Annotated in this window: 17 protein-coding genes; 12 read left to right on the forward strand and 5 right to left on the reverse strand. The window is 68.7% G+C overall.

From position 1 onward, the window contains the following. Positions 1–190: 190 nt before the first annotated feature. Complete coding sequence (locus ABZT47_RS28510; protein ID WP_354848532.1) at positions 191–937, forward strand: abortive infection system antitoxin AbiGi family protein; 747 nt, start codon at positions 191–193, stop codon at positions 935–937. A gap of 96 nt (positions 938–1,033) precedes the next feature. Here ABZT47_RS28510 and ABZT47_RS28515 read toward each other — a convergent pair whose 3' ends face one another. The 5 genes from ABZT47_RS28515 to ABZT47_RS28535 form a co-directional block, all read right to left on the reverse strand. Beyond that, positions 1,034–1,468, reverse strand: a complete 435-nt coding sequence (locus ABZT47_RS28515; RefSeq protein ID WP_354848535.1) for a helix-turn-helix domain-containing protein — start codon at positions 1,466–1,468, stop codon at positions 1,034–1,036. 104 nt (positions 1,469–1,572) lie between these two features. Continuing rightward, a complete protein-coding gene (locus ABZT47_RS28520) occupies positions 1,573–2,262 on the reverse strand; it encodes a C40 family peptidase (RefSeq protein ID WP_354848538.1) in 690 nt (229 codons plus the stop codon). A 323-nt stretch (positions 2,263–2,585) separates the two neighbouring features. Beyond that, positions 2,586–3,083 (reverse strand): MAB_1171c family putative transporter, encoded by a 498-nt coding sequence (locus ABZT47_RS28525; RefSeq protein ID WP_354848540.1) that lies wholly within the window; start codon positions 3,081–3,083, stop codon positions 2,586–2,588. Between the two features lie 52 nt (positions 3,084–3,135). Beyond that, a complete protein-coding gene (locus ABZT47_RS28530; RefSeq protein WP_354848543.1) occupies positions 3,136–3,468 on the reverse strand; it encodes a hypothetical protein in 333 nt (110 codons plus the stop codon). 352 nt (positions 3,469–3,820) lie between these two features. Next, positions 3,821–4,252: a helix-turn-helix domain-containing protein gene (locus ABZT47_RS28535; protein WP_354848546.1), complete on the reverse strand. Its 432-nt coding sequence runs from the start codon at positions 4,250–4,252 to the stop codon at positions 3,821–3,823. 262 nt (positions 4,253–4,514) lie between these two features. Here ABZT47_RS28535 and ABZT47_RS28540 point away from each other — a divergent pair, with 262 nt between their 5' ends. The 11 genes from ABZT47_RS28540 to ABZT47_RS28590 all read left to right on the forward strand — a co-directional run bounded on the left by ABZT47_RS28540 (position 4,515) and on the right by ABZT47_RS28590 (position 17,748). Continuing rightward, positions 4,515–4,838: a hypothetical protein gene (locus ABZT47_RS28540; RefSeq protein WP_354848549.1), complete on the forward strand. Its 324-nt coding sequence runs from the start codon at positions 4,515–4,517 to the stop codon at positions 4,836–4,838. Between the two features lie 18 nt (positions 4,839–4,856). Then, positions 4,857–5,606, forward strand: a complete 750-nt coding sequence (locus ABZT47_RS28545) for a hypothetical protein (RefSeq protein WP_354848551.1) — start codon at positions 4,857–4,859, stop codon at positions 5,604–5,606. Between the two features lie 52 nt (positions 5,607–5,658). Continuing rightward, positions 5,659–7,146, forward strand: a complete 1,488-nt coding sequence (locus ABZT47_RS28550; protein ID WP_354848553.1) for a hypothetical protein — start codon at positions 5,659–5,661, stop codon at positions 7,144–7,146. 3 nt (positions 7,147–7,149) lie between these two features. Further along, positions 7,150–8,706, forward strand: coding sequence for an SCO6880 family protein (locus tag ABZT47_RS28555; RefSeq protein ID WP_354848556.1), 1,557 nt, complete (start codon positions 7,150–7,152; stop codon positions 8,704–8,706). A gap of 218 nt (positions 8,707–8,924) precedes the next feature. After that, positions 8,925–10,205: a type VI secretion protein gene (locus ABZT47_RS28560; RefSeq protein ID WP_354848559.1), complete on the forward strand. Its 1,281-nt coding sequence runs from the start codon at positions 8,925–8,927 to the stop codon at positions 10,203–10,205. Position 10,206: 1 nt separating this feature from the next. Further along, complete coding sequence (locus ABZT47_RS28565; protein WP_354848562.1) at positions 10,207–12,072, forward strand: TraM recognition domain-containing protein; 1,866 nt, start codon at positions 10,207–10,209, stop codon at positions 12,070–12,072. Beyond that, entirely contained in the window at positions 12,056–12,871 is an 816-nt protein-coding gene (locus tag ABZT47_RS28570; protein ID WP_189163234.1) for a hypothetical protein, read from the forward strand. The genes ABZT47_RS28565 and ABZT47_RS28570 overlap by 17 nt, the downstream gene beginning before the upstream one ends. A gap of 102 nt (positions 12,872–12,973) precedes the next feature. After that, positions 12,974–13,987, forward strand: coding sequence for a DnaB-like helicase N-terminal domain-containing protein (locus tag ABZT47_RS28575; RefSeq protein ID WP_354848566.1), 1,014 nt, complete (start codon positions 12,974–12,976; stop codon positions 13,985–13,987). 75 nt (positions 13,988–14,062) lie between these two features. Next, positions 14,063–14,323, forward strand: coding sequence for a hypothetical protein (locus tag ABZT47_RS28580; protein ID WP_354848569.1), 261 nt, complete (start codon positions 14,063–14,065; stop codon positions 14,321–14,323). Beyond that, positions 14,320–16,041, forward strand: coding sequence for a sigma-70 family RNA polymerase sigma factor (locus ABZT47_RS28585; RefSeq protein ID WP_354848572.1), 1,722 nt, complete (start codon positions 14,320–14,322; stop codon positions 16,039–16,041). The genes ABZT47_RS28580 and ABZT47_RS28585 overlap by 4 nt, the downstream gene beginning before the upstream one ends. Before the next feature lie 21 nt (positions 16,042–16,062). Continuing rightward, positions 16,063–17,748, forward strand: coding sequence for a hypothetical protein (locus ABZT47_RS28590; protein WP_354848574.1), 1,686 nt, complete (start codon positions 16,063–16,065; stop codon positions 17,746–17,748). Positions 17,749–17,811: the final 63 nt, after the last annotated feature.

Here is a 17,811-nt window from a genome sequence, read left to right on the forward strand (position 1 = left end):
CACCTCGCCATGATCTCCAAGTTGGACCGCATCGGTACCGAGCGCGGATACGAATTCCCTGACGTCGCCCTGGTCAGGTTCGGCGCCATGTTCGACCCCGACCAGAACGCCACCCCAAGCCGTTCAGCTGCCTTGTCGGAGGGGGCCACATCGGATGCTGGGGTACGGGGGAAACGCCGAGTGGCGCGACATGTCGGAGTACCTGGTCCACCTGACGGTACAGGAGGCCCTCCAGGAGATCCTCGACATCGGAGTGGTCCGGCCAGGGCCGTCGGCGGTCGGCGCCGCGACCAATCTCACCGAGCTCAATGGAACCCAGCACGCAGTCAGCCTGTCGGAGATTCCGCTGGACCGGCTCGACCGGCTGGTCGCACGGCACGGGGCGTACGGCATCGCTTTCACCAAGACCTTCATCAAACAGCAGCGCGGAGCTCCGGTCTGGTACCTGGCCCGCGACACTGAGGGCTTCGCTGCATTCAAGGAACTCGTCCGCACCCACGTGATGGGCGGGGTGAACCCCGCCCATCCGCTATGGAAGCTGACCCCGCTTGTTGACTACCCGGGTGTGGGGGAAACCTGGCGCTACGAGTTCGAATGGGAACGTGAATGGCGCATCGTCGGCGATCTGCCTTTCACCTGGTACGACGACGTGGGGTTCGTTATCGCTCCCGATGCCGCCCACGCCGCGCTACGAGATATGGACCTATGCGCGACGCGCCGGATGACGTCCTGCCACCATTCATTGACCTCACCTGGGAACTTCCTAGACTCCAGCAGGCGCTTGCCGTCCACCAATTGTCGGGAACCTGCGGCGAGACGGACGCGCGGTAAGCGTCAGGCTGCGGCTGGGAACAGGGTGGAAAATCTGTGTTCTCAGCGTGCAATCAGCGGGCAGTCAGAACCCGGGATCCGCTGGCCAGAAGGGTTTCATTGGTAGCCAAAGTAGCCCCGCCCGGCTGCCGGGGATGAGCGACAGGCGACGTCGCGATGCAGGCGGTGACCTTCTTGCTCGCAAGCGTGATCAGCCGTGTCTTCATTGTTCTAGGGCGGGGAGGCCTTCGAGGGTTCGGGCGCGGTCGATCATGTCTTGGATGGTTTTGAGGGTTTCGTCGGAGAGGCCGGCGGCGCGGAGGGCGACCTCTTTGACCGCGTCGTCCTTCAGCGCCAGGTCGAGTTTGGTGGCGGGGGCGGTGGGGTGGTCTGTGTCTTCGTCGTCGAAGAAGTACAGGACCGAGACGCCGAAGAAGGCCGCGAGGGCGGCGAGGTGGCGTTTGGTGGGGTTGTCCTTGATGCCCTTGCGCAACTGCCATACGTAGGCTTGGGAGATGACCTTCTCGCCGGCGGCGGCGTTGATCGCTTCGGCGACTTCGACGTTGGTGTAGGGCTTGCCGCCTTTGGGGTGGACCGTCTGGAACAGGTGCTCCAGGCGACGCGCCAGAGGGCCGGGATCGGAAGGCGTGGCGCTCATCGGTGGTCCCACTCCCTCGGGTGTGTGGTCGGTGGCGTGGCGCTGGGTGCGCTTGGCGTAGACCGTGGTACTGATCAACGAGGATACGTATACGTGGGTATATCTTAGCCGGTGATGCGGGCGCCTGCGATGAAGGTCTGGTACCGGTAGGTGCCTGGTGCCATGGAGTCGAAGCGGAGCTTGGCGCCGGTGAACGGCGCGTTGAAGAAGCGCTGGTCGCCGGCGTAGATGCCCACGTGTGACGGCGCGCTGCGGGTCCCTGAGCTGCCTGGCCAGAAGACCAGGTCGCCGACCTGGAGTTGGTCGTAGGGCACGTGCCGCCAGCGGCGGTCTTGGAACTGGGTGGCCGCGGTCCGGGGAAGGAGCACCTTGCCGTTGGTCGCCTGGTGGACCGCCCAGACGGTCAGGCCCGAGCAGTCGAAGCCCGGCTTGCCGCTGCCGTTGGAGTTCGTCCCCACTGTCGGGCCGTTCTGGTCGCCGCCGCCGTACTGGTAGGCCAGTCCGATCCATTTTTGCGCCTGGGCCAGGATGGCTGTGCCGGTATCCCCGGGTGGGACCGGTGGGGGACAGGTGGGCGTCGCTGCGGTGAGGGTGGCCTGCGTGGAGGTGGCGTCGGGCATTGCGCCGCCCGGCATCTGTGTAGGTGGCCGGGTGGTGTCCTGGCATGCGGGCTCGACGCCGAGGGGTGGCGAGTTCGTTGGCGTGTCTGACGCCGAGCCGAGTGCGATTCCCAGGACCAGCGTGAGCGGTGCGCTGACGAACACGACCGCGACGATGACGACCCTGCCGCTCACGAACGGGTCCGGGCACGCGGAAGAGAAGGGATGGCGGGCATGTGGAAGTCCCTCGCGCATTCCGGGAGTCGAGCCAGGCGAGCTGACGCTGTTTGCCGTGGCAAACAGACGAAAGAACGGTACTGATATCACCGATATGGCGTCAACTGTGGCGAACAACAAGCGTCTGACTGTGATGGTCGCGTTTGCCGGCTTGGTGTTGCGGTCGGCCGTACGGCTCCCGCCCTGGTGGTGTGGCCACTGCTCGGACAGCTCAGACTGCTCTGGCGGCGTCGCGGCTACGAGCAGGTGAGAAGCTGCCGCGTGCGTGTTTTAGGGGGAGGTCACCGCTGCCGTTTGGCCATCCGCTGGTCGAGTTCGTGGAGGACGGTCGCGGCTGCCCGGGATCGGCGTGCGTGTTCGATGAGGCGCAGCCAGCGGACCTCGCTTGGCAGGTCGCTGCCCCCGTGGGCTGGTCTGGCGGAAGGCGGGGTGAAAGCCGTGCCGCGATGCTTGGCGGTGACTGCGGCGGTGAGCCAGACGGCTTCGACGGCCGCGTCGAGTTGTTCTCCCGCGAGCCCGCGGCCGGTGAGTGTGTCTTGGATCCACTGGTAGTCCTCGTCGGTGACATAGCCGCGCAGTGCCAGCCGGGCGTCGTGTATCTCGATGGTGCGGCGCAGTAGGCGGAGGCGGAGATCGGTCAACGAAGCCAGATCGGTGAGCCGGCTGGGCGGGGTGAAGAGGATGACCTGGGGGACGGCGCCGGTGAGGTGCCGCCACAGTGGGCGCAAGGCGTTGAGGCTGCGGTGATCCCGTTGAGCGGCCAGGAGGGTGCTGATCAATGGGGTGGAGTCTTCGGCGAGGCGCTCTGTGAGCCGGTCGAGGGCCGGTGGGTCATGGTCGGCCGGCCCAGCGGGAACGGGAACGGGTGGTGGCTCGCTCCAGGATCAAGGTGGAGAACAGCTCGGCCTGAAGCTCCTGGGTGGTGGGGGCGACGAGGCCGGTGTGCCGGCCCAACCAGTACCGGACCTTCGCCGGATCGACATCGGGCAGCATCTCGGCGAGGTCGGCCACGTCGGAGGGGTGGCCGAGCAGCATGTGGGAGACCTCGTGCAGGATGATCGCGGCCTGATGTAGAGGGCTGGTGTTCTGCTCGTAGTAGATGTGATCGGCGTGGTCGAAGCCGACCCACAGGCCGTAGGGGCAGGAGTCCGCGGTGGGGGTCATGGGGGCCGCTGTCAGGACCAGAGGTTTGCCGCGCGTCAGGGACACCGACTTGCAGAACGCGGTGATCTCAAAAGGATGTGGAACCGTCAGCTCACGCAGGCGTTCCTCGCAGAGGACCCGAAAGCTCTTACGCACGTTCACCCCGAACTTCCCCCGGCTCGGTGGAGAGGGAGGCCGACAGGATTGGACTCCACGGCACGATTGCGGCAATCCACCCTCTCCGAGTAATGGGAGAGTAAAGGAGATCGCGGGCGTTGCGCACCTGGTGAACGCTTGCTTGCAGCGGAAACGCCGTGCTGAGCGGGGGATCCGAGTCAGGTAGATCTTTACGAGCGCGGTTGCGGAGGGCCGATCACGGAGTCGGATCGTCGTCCGGCAGTCCTTCGATCTTCCTGGCCTGCTCGACCATGCTCAGCAGGGCCTGGAGGGTCTCGGGGGAGAGTCCCGCGGCTCGCAGGGCCAACCGGCGCACGCCGTTGTCGCGGACCGCGTTGATGACCGCGAGCTGGTTGTCGGTGCGCTCGGCCACCTCGTCGTCGGTGAAGTAGGTCACGTCAACGCCGAAGAAGCGGGCGATCGCCGCAAGGCGCTCGTGGCTGGGATTGGTCTTCTCACCCGTCCGCAACTGAGACAGGTAGGCGGCGGAGATGACCGATCTGCCCGCCTCGTCGTTGATCTCTTTGGCCGCCTCGCGGAGCGTGTAAGGTTTGCGCCCCTTGGGGTGGACCGTTCGGAACAGATGGTCCAGGCGTTGGGCGAGCATGCCGGGTTCGCTGTCGGTCATGTCGCCGTAGCCCTCCGTCGGCTCACCATCGCAAGATCGGTGTCCGATCCATCATGCAGTGTTCACTGCAGCGGGGCAAACCATCCACCTACCCCTACCGGTTGTTTGCCATGGTTGACAGGCGCTGGTCAAGCGCCCTATAACCGTTCCAGGTTGTTTGCTGAGCAAGCATCGCAGGTCAGATTCCTCTTCCGTTGCGATCGAGCCGCTCCCGTACGCGTACCGACGGGCGAGCGGGCCCTGTCCCCCCAAGGAGCCCGATATGTCCTTGTTGTTGTCTCTGCATGATGGCGTCCATACCGCTGTCCAGACCTTGGCGGCGGACATCGACAATCCCGCACCGCAGGACCCGACCGCCGGCAGCAACGGCGTCACACTTCTGCTGGCCTACGCCAAATGGGGAGCCTTGATCGCGTGCGCGGTCGCGGCCGTGGTCTCCGGCGGTTTGATGGCCGTCGGCGCTCTTTCCAACAGGCCTGATCACGCGGACAAGGGCAAGCGTGCCCTGGTGTGGAGCCTGGGGGGCGTGGTGGTCACGGCGATCGCGATTCCCATGGTCAACACGGTCTTCGGTGCCGCTTCCTAGCGCGACGCGACTGAGTACATGAGTGACATCTTCCTCCGGCGGCGGAGACCAGTCGTCTTCTACCTGTTCGTGATCGCGCTCGGCCTTGTCACCTACGTGGTCGTTGGCTTGGTAGTCCAAACAGCCCTGATGCCCAAGCGACCTTCGGACCACCGCGTGCCTGCGGCGGCCCCCATACCTGGATGGGTGGTCGGCATTCATCAGGATGGTTCGCTGGTCCGGTTTGGGGAGCATCCGCCGCCGTTGCAACTTCTGCCGGGAAGCCGAATGGTGCACGAAGTCTCAGTCGGATATCCGCACTCGATGCTCGGTGCGGTCTCGGCCGCGGTGGAGTACTGGGGGCAGATCGCCTCGACGCTCGACGCGGCCCGTGCGGCGCAGGTCGGCACCGTTATCGCCGATCCGGTCTGGAAGACCGCCGCCACGAAGCTGTCCGAAGGGCCGATCAACACTCGCAGGCGGCTGGGCCTGCCGACAAACGGTCCGGTTCCTGATGATGCGTCGGTGCTGCTGACTCCCGTGTCGTATCAGATCCGGCAGATCGCCCCCGATTCGGTGACCGTCATTTTGCTGGGTTACTACCAGATCACCTTGCCGGGCCAGGATCCGCAGAACCGCATCGGTGTCTTCCCGCTACAGATGCGCTGGGTCGCCGGGGATTGGAAGATGCCCTCCCCCACATTGAGTGCCGACTACTCGGGTCTACAGGCGTTGCCGGGTTCGGATGAGGCCGCCGTCTTCGGGTGGTTGCCGTTGGCCTCGCGATGACATCGAGGCACTGTGATCGATCGTCTTTGTTCTGCTGTTCAGGAGGCCAACTATGGAGTGTCCTGCCTTCGACCCGGCTGGCTGCATCGGTGAGCTGGTCGGTGGAGGCGTCGCTGGCATCACCAGTACGGCTTTCAATGCGATCGTTCACAGCTTCATGGTTGCGGCGAACACCCTGCTAGAGGGCTTCGGCGCCGCGTTCGTCGCTATTCCACCGGTGGACCCCATGTCCCCGGGGATCCACAGTGTCTACCTGATCTCGATCAGCATCGCAGGTGTGATCGCCGCCCTGCTGCTGTTGGGCCAGGTCATCAAAACGGCCGTCACGCATGACGGCTCTGCGCTGGCCCAAGGGCTGATCGGTGTCGGTAAGGCAGGACTTGCCTTCCTACTGACAGCGGTCATCACCGGAGCCTCCCTCAGGGCCGCGGACGAGTTGACGAGAGCCATCGTCGTAGAAAGCTTCGGCAGCACGCGGGACCTGACGGCGAGGTTCAGGGATCTGATCCCTTGGAACGGCGTTGGGCAACAGGCTGCTCTTCTTCTGCTCCTGGCCGTGATCGCGATCCTGCTCACGCTGGTGTTGTGGTTCGAACTGCTGTTGCGCAACGCGGCCGTCGCTGTGTTGGTGGCGACTTCGCCGATTGCTGCAGCGGGACAGGTGTCAGAGGCGACGAGGGGCTGGTGGACGAAGTTCGCGGTGGCAACCGGGCAGCTGATCGTCCTCAAGCCGATCATTGCGCTGGTCTTCGCTGTGGGATTCGGGCTGACCGGAAAAGGCAAAGACATCCAGTCCCTTCTTGCCGGCATGCTCGTGCTGATCCTGGCCGTCTTCGCCTGGCCGGCCATCGCCCGGTTCTTCTCCTTCGCCAGCGTCGAGGTCGGCGGCAGCACGGGACTTGGCGCTCTTCTCGGGTTCGCCGCCGGTAGGGCCGGTTCGGGTGCGGGGAGTGGTGCACCGATCGGCGTCGACCCCGACGAGTTCAGCCAGGTGTCCGAGGCCCGCACGATGGCGTCGTTCGCACAGTCCGGCGATGGCGCGTCAGCGGCCGCGGGCGCAGGTGCGGCGGCTGCGGCCGGTCCGGCAGCCGTGGCTGTTTCGGCTCTCCAGGCGGCTCAGAGGGCGATCAACAGTCTCAGCGGTGGCATGGGCCAGATGGCGGCACATGCAGGAATGGGTGGGAGACCCGCCGCCTACGCGGCGGGAGCACCGCCGTACGCCGGTCGCGGCCGCTATCGGCACCCCTATGGCAGCGGGACTTCCGCTCCTGGGAACGGCAGTCTCGGCGGCGTCCCCGCTCCCGTACCCGACTCGAGCGTGCCGGGGGAGGGGGGGCTCGTGGCGAATTCATCGTGGGTGGAGCCCTCTGCGCGGCAGCCGTCCGCAGCGGAGGCGTCGGCGGAAACTCCGGCAAGCCAGACTCCGTCCGAAGAGGCCGCGCCCGTTCTGCTGGATCGGTCCGCTGCCGCGGAGGTCCCTCCAGCGCCGCAGCCGCAGCCGGACTCTGCCGACGACAGCCACGAACCCGAGGGGAGGTGAGGTATGTCCACCGGTAACGGCAGCGGTGCGCCGGCCTCGCGGACGTATTTCGGCTGGCAGCAGGAGAAGGTCGCCTTCATCTTCGGAGTGAGTGGTCAGCGTGCCGCGATGCTCGCCGCCGGGGTGCTTTCGGCCGCGTGGCCGTTGGCCGTCTCCGACATCACTGCGGGCGCGGTGTGCTGGCCGGTCGCCGGTGTGCTGGTCACGCTGGCGTTCATCCGTATCGCCGGCCGCACTGTCGATGAATGGGTCGTGGCCGCCGCGTCTTTCTGGCTGCTGCGCTCTCGTGACCAGAACAAGTTCGCCAGCGGCGCGTTCGCGCCACGCTCCAAGGTTCGTCCCAACGCGCCCGCGCGGATGGACCTGCCGGGCATTCTGGCGCCGTTGACCATCATGGAGGCCGGTTTCGGGAACGGCGCCGCCTTGGCGGTGGCGCACAATCGGTACGAGCGGACCTTCACCGCGGTGGCCATGGTGCGCTTCCCGGGTATCGGGCTGGTCGACTCGGCGCGCAGGGATCTGCGGGTGGCGGGATGGGGCGGCCTGTTGACGGGTTTGTGCACCGAGGGCAACCCGATCGTGCGGGTGCAGACATTGCAACGGCTGGTCCCGGAGTCGGGTGCGGCGCTACGCCGATGGCATGGCGATCACCTGAGCGTCGATGCTCCGCCGGTTGCCGCGCAGATCACTCGGACGCTGCTGGAGACCTCGACGCTGGCGACCTCCCAGCGCGAGGCGTTCTTGGCCTTCACCATGGACCACAGGCGGGCGGCGTCCCAGATCAGGGCTGCGGGCGGTGGCGCCGCCGGCGCGGCGGTCGTCCTGGTCCGCCATCTCAGGGCGCTGACCTCCGCCGTCAGCGGTGCCGATCTCCACGTGGAGGGCTGGCTCGCTCCTCGCGAGCTCGCCGAGGTGTTGCGGACCGCCTTCGACCCCCACTCGGCCCGCGTGCTGGCGGAGCAGCGTGCCGGGGCGCTGGCCGCGGTGGCGGCCGGTGTAGGTGACGGTGATCTTGCGGGCGTCGATCCCGCCTTGGCGGGTCCGGCGGCGGCTGAGGCCCGGCCGGGTTCCTATCTTCACGACGGCGCCCAGACGGTGAGCTACGTGGTCCATGACTGGCCGCGTCACCAGGTGTACTCCACTGCGCTGGCGCCGTTGCTAGGCGAGGGCGACCACCGGCGCGCGTTCTCCTTGCACGTTGAGCCGCTCGGCCCGCGCAAGGCCGAGCAGGAGGTCATGCGGGAGCGCACCGCTCGTGATGTCGCGATCAGGATGCGGCAGCGCACCGGCCAGATCGTGCCCGAGCACGAGCGGGCCGCCCTGGACCGTGCCCGTGCCCAGGACCGGGAACGCGCGGCCGGGCACGGGCTGGTCCGGTTCTCGGCCTATGTCGCGGTCACCGTCACCGATCCGGCCAAGCTGGATGATGCCTGCGCCGCGCTGGAGGCCGACGCCGCGGCGGCGCGGATCTCCATCCGCCGGATGTGGATGGCCCAGGACATCGGTTTCGCGCTCAGCGCGCTGCCGCTCGGCATGGGCCTGCCGCGGAAGAGGTGGTGACCATGGGCATGAGGAAGAGGAACCGCACCACCCTGCCGACGTTCGACCTCGCCGAAGTCGTCGGTACTCCGGCGGCTGAAACGAAGAACCACCCGGATGGAGCCAATCGGCAGCACCACAAAGCTTCGAGTCCGCCTCGTCGTGGTGACGCCCGTCCGTTCGGGGGACGTGCTCCTCGTTTCCCGGACATCCCCGTCTTCCGGGGGAGTACCGGCCAGGTGCAGGGCCTGTATCCGTGGCTGTACGGGGCGAGCATGCCGCCGGTAGGCGTGTACGTCGGCGTCGATTGCCTGTCCGGTGGCGCCTTCGCCTGCCATCCGATCGAGTGGCTGCGACGCGGTTTCATCACCAACCCGAACATGCTGATCACCGGGGTTCCCGGGGCGGGGAAGTCGGCCACGATCAAGGCGCTGATCACTCGGCTGAGCGCTTATGGCGTCAAGTCGTTCGTGCTGGGTGACATCAAGAACGAGTACGCGCCTGTGGCGCGGGCGTTCGGTGTTGCGCCGGTCGAGCTCGGCCCGGGCCTGGGTGCCCGGCTCAACCCGCTGGACGCCGGGCCGCTGGGGCAGAGCCTGCCGCGGGATGCCGGGCAGTTGCGGGAGCGGTTGGAGGAGGTTCACCGCCGCCGTATCACGCTGCTGTCCTCGCTGCTGGTCATGCGGCTCGGTAGCGATCTCACCCCGACCGAGGAAGCGGCGATCAGCCTGGCGATCAAACACGCCTCCGGGCAGGCCGCTGGCGCGACCGTTCTGAAGGACCCGACCATCCCGCAGGTGTGGCAGCTCATGCGCGACCCGCTGCCGGAGATGGCCGGCGAGCTGCGGGTGCGGGGCCAGGACGTCGGAGAGCTGCGCGAGATGATCCGGCGCGCCACCGACGCCCTGGGCAATATGGTCCGCGACTCGCTGTCGGGGCTGTTCGACGGGCCGACCAGCGTCCGGCTCGACTTCGACGCGCCCATCCAGACCGTCGATCTGTCGCGGATCGACGGCCGGGGGGATGAGACCGTGGCCATGACGCTCGCCTGCGTCTCCTCCTGGGGGCAGGCGGCCATCGACGAACCCGGCGGCCCGCTTCGCCTGGTCGTCCGCGACGAGCTGTGGCGCGCCATGCGTATCCCCGCCATGATCCGAAAAGTCGACTCCGACCTGCGGCTGTCCCGCGCGCAGGGCACCATCCAGGTCCTGGCCACCCACCGGCTCGCCGACTTCGAGGCGGTGGGCCCGGAGGGGTCGCAAGAGGTCACGATCGCCAGGAACCTCATCGCGAGCTGCGATGTGCGGATCTGCCTGCGGCAGGACACCGCTCCGCTGGCGATGACCCGGGATGCGATCGGCCTGACCGACACCGAGTGCGCGCACATCGCGGCCTGGTCCGGTGAGCAGCTGGGCCGGGCGATCTGGAAGATCGGCCGCAGCGCCAGTCACGTCGTCCAGGTCGTCTTGACCCCGCTGGAGCGGCGGTTGTACTGGACCAACGAGCGCATGGCGGTCTGAGATGGCACGCAACGAAACCGTCGCCGGCCGCGGCGTCCTGGATGGCCCCACCGACTTGCTGCTCTTCGGAGCTCTGGCATGCCTGGCCGCCACGCTCGTGTGGGTCTGGATGACCGGGCAGGTCGCCGGTCTGCTGTTCGCCTTCTCCTGGCCGGACACCGGCCTGGGCGACTGCCTGGCGATCCTGCGACGGCTTCCCCATCACCTGTCCGACCCCAGGCAGGCATGGCCGGCCGCGGCACGCGGCTCCCTGCCGGGGTGGCCCGGTTTCCTCGCCTCAGCCCTGCTCACCTTCGCCGCTCTGGCAGCCGCGACGGTCGCGACCGCCCGCCGGATCGGCGCCGGACGCTCCCACCGCGGATTCGCCTCCCGTCGCGAGCTCGCCCGATCGATGTCGCAGCAGGCGGTCCTCGATCGAGGGCCGGTCGTGCGCCCCAGCGTCGCCGGCACTGACTTCACCGTGGAGGACGTCGGCGTCCGCCTCGGCCGCGCTCGAACAGGCGGCATGCCGCTGGCCGTCAGCTCCGAGTCGTCGGTCCTGCTGATGTCCGCGCCCCGCCAGGGCAAGACGAGCATGGTCATCATCCCCTGGCTGCACCGCTGGCCGGGGCCCGCCCTGGTCACCTCGGTTCGCAAGGACGTGGTCGAGGCCACTGCGCTGCTGCGCGCCGAAGACGACCGCCCCGTGCTGGTGATGGCACCCACCGGCATGATCGGCTGGCCCGACCTCGTGCGCTGGTCGCCCACCTCGGGTTGCGAAAGCTTCGAGAAAGCCCGGGCACGGGCGGATGTGATGGTCACCGTCGGCAAGAGCGGTGCCCACCAGGATTCGGGTAACGCCGCCTACTTCGGTATGACGGCCACCAACCTGCTCGCCGGCTGGTTGCACGCCGCCGCACTGTCCGGCCGCTCGATGGACGACGTGCTGCGGTGGGCGTTGGACGAACGCCTGGACCAGCCGGTGAAGATCCTGCGCGATCACCCCGGTGCGGCGCCGGGCACCGCCGCGATGCTGGACGCCGCCTACCGGTCCCCCGAGGGCACCCGCTCCAATCTATGGACCACCGTGCAGACGGCCGTGGCGCCGCTGCTGTCAACCGCCGCGCGCGCCACCTTCACCCCACCGGCGGGGCAGGGTATCGACCTCGAGGCCTTCCTGGGCCGCCGCGGCACGATCTATCTGCTGGTCTCGGAGAAGCAGGCCAGCGACCTGGCGCCGTTGATCTCGGCGTTCGTTGACGAGCTCACCGAGACCGCCAAGAGGCTCGCCGACGCCTCACCGGGTGGCCGGCTGGATCCGCCGCTCGGCCTGATCTGCGACGAGGTCGCCAACGTCGTCCCGCTACCGCACCTTCCCGCGCTGATGTCGTACGCGGGCGGTTCGGGCATCTTCATCGTCGCCGTGCTGCAGAACATGGCCCAGGCGGAGAACCGGTGGGGCCGCGAGGGAGCGGCCATGCTGTGGGGCGCCTCCACCGTCAAGATCGCCCTCGGTGGCCTGTCCGGCGATGAGCTGCGGGATCTGTCCACGCTGGCCGGTGAGTACCGCGAGCTCCTCACCACTCACCAACGCGGCAGCAGCGGCCATACCGTACAGTCCACGCTGCACGATCGCAAGACCCTTCCGCCCGAGGCGATCCGCACCCTGTCGGAACAGCGGCGGGAGGCCCTGGTCATCCACGCCACCACCCCGGCCGTGCTGGTGCGGATGACCCGGCACTACGAAGGCGCCGACCGTGACGCCTACGCCCGCTCCGCCGCCGCGGTCGCCCAGCTGATCCACACCGCCGAATCAGATCCACCCGCGACCCGTCCCACACCGCAGCCGACCACACGCGAGAGAGCCGACGATGACCCAGCCGCCTGACCACACCGCCAAAGTCCACGTCTCCGTACCGGTCAGGTTGTCGCTGGACACCGGCTACCGCGACCAGCACGTGAGCACCTTGAAACGCGGCCCCCGCAAGCCCCGGCACCGCCGCCCGCGCCTGGTCGAGTGGCACCGCATGGACCCCACCCAGCGCCGCACCAGCTGGAGCGAACTGGTGGCCTGGGTCACCTGGCTGCACGACCGGTACGAACTCGGCGTGGAGGAACGCCTGCCGTACTGCTGGGCGCACCATCCCGGCCTGATCGAAGAGCTGTGGGCGCTCAAAGCCTGGCGCGAGGAGATCTACGACGCCGACCAGCCGTCCGGTCAGGCGGCACGCTACTGGCACGCAGAACTCCGCCAGACCATGCACGCCGCCATCACCTTCTACGCCGCCGGCTGCCGCGCCGGACACCGCGGCGCCGACGGCACGGCCGCCGAAGACCCGGCCCTGCAACGGCGATGGCAACAAGCCGATCCCGCCGCCGGCATCCCCGCCCACCGCCTCATCGCCGGCACCCCTGCACCCGGGCGCCGTGACGGCTACCTGTTCCTGACCCCCGCCACCATGGACACCCACCGGCAGAATCGCACCGCCGTCCCGTTGAGCACGACCGTCACCGACCTGCTCCGTCATGACGGCTCCTGGTGGGTGCCCGGCCAAGGCGGCTGGCTCCGGGTCACCGACCCCGAACTCGCTCACCGCCTCGACCAACGCCGCGTCGCCCTGGCCCTGGCCGATCGCAGCGTCGAGCACCGCCGCGCCGGCCGGACGGCACGCGGGGGACCGCGATGACGGCCGGGGACCCCGCCCTCGCGAGGGCGCGCGGCGCCATTTCCGTGGACCTGCCGGCCAGGAGGTCCGGCGGGTCGGACAACGACAGAAAGCCCGGCAAGGATGCCTGATCTGGTCCACCGCACCGAAGAAGCACTCATCGGCGCGCTCATCTACGACCCCAGCCTCGTCAACGACGTGCCCTACCTGCTGCCCCGGCACTTCCACCGCCTCGACCACCAGGCCGTCTTCGCCGCATTCCTCGACGTCCACGCCAATGAACCGGCCATCTGGGGCGCGGCGTTGGCCGACCGGATCATCGCCCACGCCAACGTGCCCGGAATCGACGCCACCCGGCTCGCCACGCTGGCTCTGTCCGGCCCCGACGTCTCCTCCATCGCCGTGTACGGCCGCATGATCCAGGAAGCCTCCCTGCATCGGGAACTCCTCGGCCACGCCGACCGCTTGGCCGAGGCGGCCGGTCCGACACGCGGCCTGGACGCCGAACGCGACCACATGGCACTGCTGTCACAGGCGCTTCGCTCCAACGCCGTCCGCTTCGACATCGAGACCGACGCTGCCCTGCCCGCGCAAGCCGTCCGGCAGGATCTGCGGATCCTGCGGGAGGAGGCGCTGCTGGCCGATCTGATCCAGCACCCCGAGCACCTGCGCGGGGTCGCGGCCTGGCTCGATCCAGAGGTGTTCACCAGTACCGACCGCCGCGACATCTACGAGGCGATCGTCGCCGTCGACCGGTACGGAGAACCGGTGCAGGAGCTGACGCTCACCTGGGAGCTGGCCCGCGCCAGATCCGCCGCCCCGCCTGTGACGCACGAGACATCAATCCGCCCGGACGGTTCGCCGGCCGCCTCGGGATATGTCGCCCGCCTGGCCCGCACCGCGGTGGAGCCGGGCATCGCAGTGGAGATCGGACGTGACCTGCTGGCCGACCACACCCGCGCCGAGTTCACCGCCGGCACCGCGCCGCGCACCACCAACACCGAAGTCACCATGAGCGAGCACGCCACGCGCGAGGCACTGCAGCGTGAACATGGACTCAGCAGGGCACCGGCAGGACCCCACCTTGCGCCTCCCCATCGAACGCTCGGCCTCGACGGCCCCGAGCTGCGCCAGTAGAAGGAGCAACCCGCCATGTCGCTCCCCGCGCACCCCGCAGACCAGCCGTCCTCTCGCGAACCGGACACTCTGCCCGTGATCATCAGTCACGCCGACATGAACAAGGCGTTCGACCGCGGCCTGGTCTCACCCCTCGGCCAGACCATCGCCTACGCCGTCCGCTACCAGGACACCTGGTGGATCCATTTCGAGAAGGGATGGATCCGCACCGACAAGAAGCTCGCCGACATGCTCGACGCCGAAGCGGCCCGCATCACCGCCCAGGACGCCATCGTCGCCCGCAACGCCGCCATCCGCGCCGCCACTCAAGCCGACCCTCAGGAACGACAGCAGTGACACACTCCCTCTCTGGCGCAGCTCCACAGCCCGCATCAGGATCCGCCACAGCGCACGCCGACGCCCCCGACACGCTGCGAGATCTCTGCCGCGAGTACGCAGACCGTCTCTACGACTACTGCCGCTCCCTGCTGGCCGACGACGAAGCCCTGTCGGCCACGGTGGGCACTTTCCACGGCGCCACCGCTCACGCCAGACGGCTGTCCGACTCCCGGCTTCAGCGCGCCTGGGTGTACGCGCTGGCCCGCGCCGAGTGCCAGGCCAGACTCGCCGGCACCACAGGAACCGGCGGGAACATCGGTCCGGCCAATGACGGGCCCGCCGAGCTTGCCAATGAGGTACTCGCCTGCCTGGACCCGCGCGAACGCGAGATCCTCGACCTGACCCTGCGCCACGATCTCACCCTGGACGAGGTCGCCCGGATCCTCGACATCGCGACCGACGCCGTGGCCGCAGCGGCGCTCCAGGGCAGACGCAACGCCGAACGATGGCTCGCCGCCGTCATGGACGCCCGCCGCCCCAACCCTCGATGCACCCTGCTGGCCGACCTGGTCGCCGCATGGATGACATCACCCACACGGCTGATACGGGCCCACATCAGCCGGCACGTACGCGCCTGCCCCAACTGCCAGGCCGCACCGGCCAAGGCGACCATCACGACGCTGCTGACGCGCCTGCCCATCCTGGCGAGTCCGCTACCACCGGACCGGATCCTCACTGCACCGAAGTCATCGACGGCCACCGCTGAAACCGGCGGCGAAGGCTGGCACCCCGACGGATTCCCCGTACAACCCGACGCACTGGAGAACCCGCCACCGCCTGGCCAGCCGCTGACCATGGACGAAGGCTTCACGCCAGAGCGCCCCACCAGGGGACCGTCGCCCGCGGACTTCTGGGAGCCCGACCTGGACGCCGCGGACCCGGAAAGCCGCATCCGATGGGGGCGCCTGAGCCTGATCACCGTGGCCGCGCTGGCCGCGACGGCGGCCACCTGGTCACTGGTCTTCGCACCCGACACCGGCAGGCCAGCCCGTGTGACCGCAGCCGACGACGACACGCTCGTCGTGACGCCCGGCGACCGGTTGCCCCCCGTCGTGGACTCCCCACCTCCGCCGCCACCGCCGGTGACCACCGGCACGGACGTCTCCCACCCCACCACCACGCCGTCCCTCACGCCGCTCGCGGCATCCCGCCCGACCACACGCCGTCCACCACCCCCGCCCTCTGCACATCCCACCAAGCCGAGCAGCACGCCCAGGCGTAGCAGCCCGCCGCCCCTCGGCACCGGCCCCGACACCCCGCCGCCTCCGCGCAGCTCCACGCCACCGAAAACGTCCGCCACGCCGACACCCCAGCCACAGATCAGCACCCCGCCGCCCCCACCACCTCCACCGTCGCTCTCCGCCTCCACCTCCTCGGTCGACCTGGGCACCAGCCGCCAGGGAAGGGTGACGCTGGCCAGCCGAACCGGGGCGATCACCTGGCGCGCCGGCGGCTCCAACCTCGCGACGACACCCGGGAGCGGCAGCATCGGCGACGGCGACAGCATCACCGTCGATTTCTCGCTCCAGGTCGGACTGGGAACCACCTCCGACTGCGGCAAAACCCTCAGCACGTACCTGTCCATCTCGTGGTCCGGCGACAACAAGGGCACCAAGGGCTCCGGAACCGTCGGCGTGACCGTCACCTACACCAAGACCTGCCCCCAGCCTCTCTGAGCGACCAGGAGAACACCGGCCATGCTCCACCTCCGTAAACGCGAATGGATCATCGCGCTCACCGCCGTGCTCCTCACGCTGACCATCGGCATCCCCACCGGCATCGCCCTGGCAGCTCCCAGCACCGACGACATCTCCAACAGCGAATGCGACGACATCCTCGGCACCGGCACCCCCGAGTACATGTACTGCTCCTGGATGGCCAAGACCCCCAAGGACGCCCTCGACATCGTCCGCTTCTGGGCGCGTAACGACGGCGAGAAGCTCAAGGAGGGCGTGCCGTACCCCGGCCCGGTGCTGTTCTGCACCGACTCCTCCAACAAGGGCCCCGGCATGCAGGACTGCGCCGATAAGGACCAGGTGCTGTGCAAGTACGACCACAGCGCGGGCAAGTACGTCTGCAAGGACGTCGACGGCAACATCACCAAGCCGCCGGCCAAGGCGTGCCAGGGCGGCGAGTTCGACTGCTCGGGCGGCGGCGGCTCCTCCGGGACGTCGTCGACCACCTCGGGTGAGACGACCGCCTCCCCCGGTCCCGACGACACCACCCAGAACCAGCAGAACCAGCAGACCCAGGCGGACCCGGACGTCCAGACGCTGGAGGATCCGAACGCGCCGCCCGCCGACACCCAGACCCAGGGTGAGCCGCGGACGCAGAGCGACACCAATGGCGAGGACGCGCCGAAGGTGGAGACCTCCACCGCGCCCGAGCAGGACGAGGTGACCCCGCTGTCCGACGACCCGCAGCAGCCGGACACCACTCAGCCGCAGCCCGATCCCTCCACCGCGCCCAAGCAGCAGCAGACGGCGCCGAAGGCGAACCAGCAGACGCTGACCGCGCCGAACGACGCCACCGGCAAGGCCGCCGCCGCCGCGATCAAGCTCGGCATGCGGGTGTGGATCGAGAGCGAGCTGGCCCCGGCCTGGACCGCGGGCAAGGACCAGTTCGACGCCGCCGTCGCCTCCATGGCGGCGCAGGCGAGCAGGCCGGGCGTGGTGGGCGTGAAGTTCGCCCAGGACCTCGGCTACTGGGGCTTCAAGACCGCCACCGACGTGCGCAAGTTCGTCAAGGACGCCTCCACCGCGCTGCGCGCGGCGATGCCCGCGGGCAAGCAGCTCGCGGTGGATGTGGTGGTGCCCGAGATGGGCTGCGGGGCCAACGAGCCCTGCCAGGCCGCGCTGCGCACCAAGTACCCGCTGATCACCCGGGCCAACGTCGAGAAGTACGTGCTCACCGGCGACGTGGACCACGTCAATGTGTCCAGCGGCCTGTTCTCCAGCGAGTACGCCACCTACAAGATCACTCCGGACAAGGCGCTGCGCAACCAGTGGATCGGGGTACGCGCCCGCGGCTGGGACACCCGCGTGCACGTCGGCGCCCGCGAGGTGGGCCTGGCCCACAGCGGCGCCAACAAGCTGACCGCCGCGCAGGCCGAGGCCGCGGCCAAGCTGCGCGTGGACCTGCCGCTGCAGGCCGGTGTGCAGACGGTGATGCTATGGACCCACCGCCAGGAGTGGGACGGCGCCACCTGGCGCCTGCTCGACCAGGGCCTGGCGACCAACACCATGTGGAAGGCCCTGCAGGCCCGCAAGGGGCTCGGCCGGCTCTCGGTCACCTTCGACGCCAGCGACCCCGAGGAGGGCATCACGCAGGACCTCACCAAGCTTGCCGAGGTCTTCGACGAGGTGTACATCCACTCCCAGTAGAACCCTAAAGGCCCATGCCACCGAGAGGGAGGCGCCCAACGGGCCCGAGCGGCACGGAGGGCG

This window comes from Sphaerisporangium sp. NPDC005289, from assembly GCF_040607455.1.
Classification (GTDB): Bacteria; Actinomycetota; Actinomycetes; order Streptosporangiales; family Streptosporangiaceae; genus Sphaerisporangium; species Sphaerisporangium rhizosphaerae.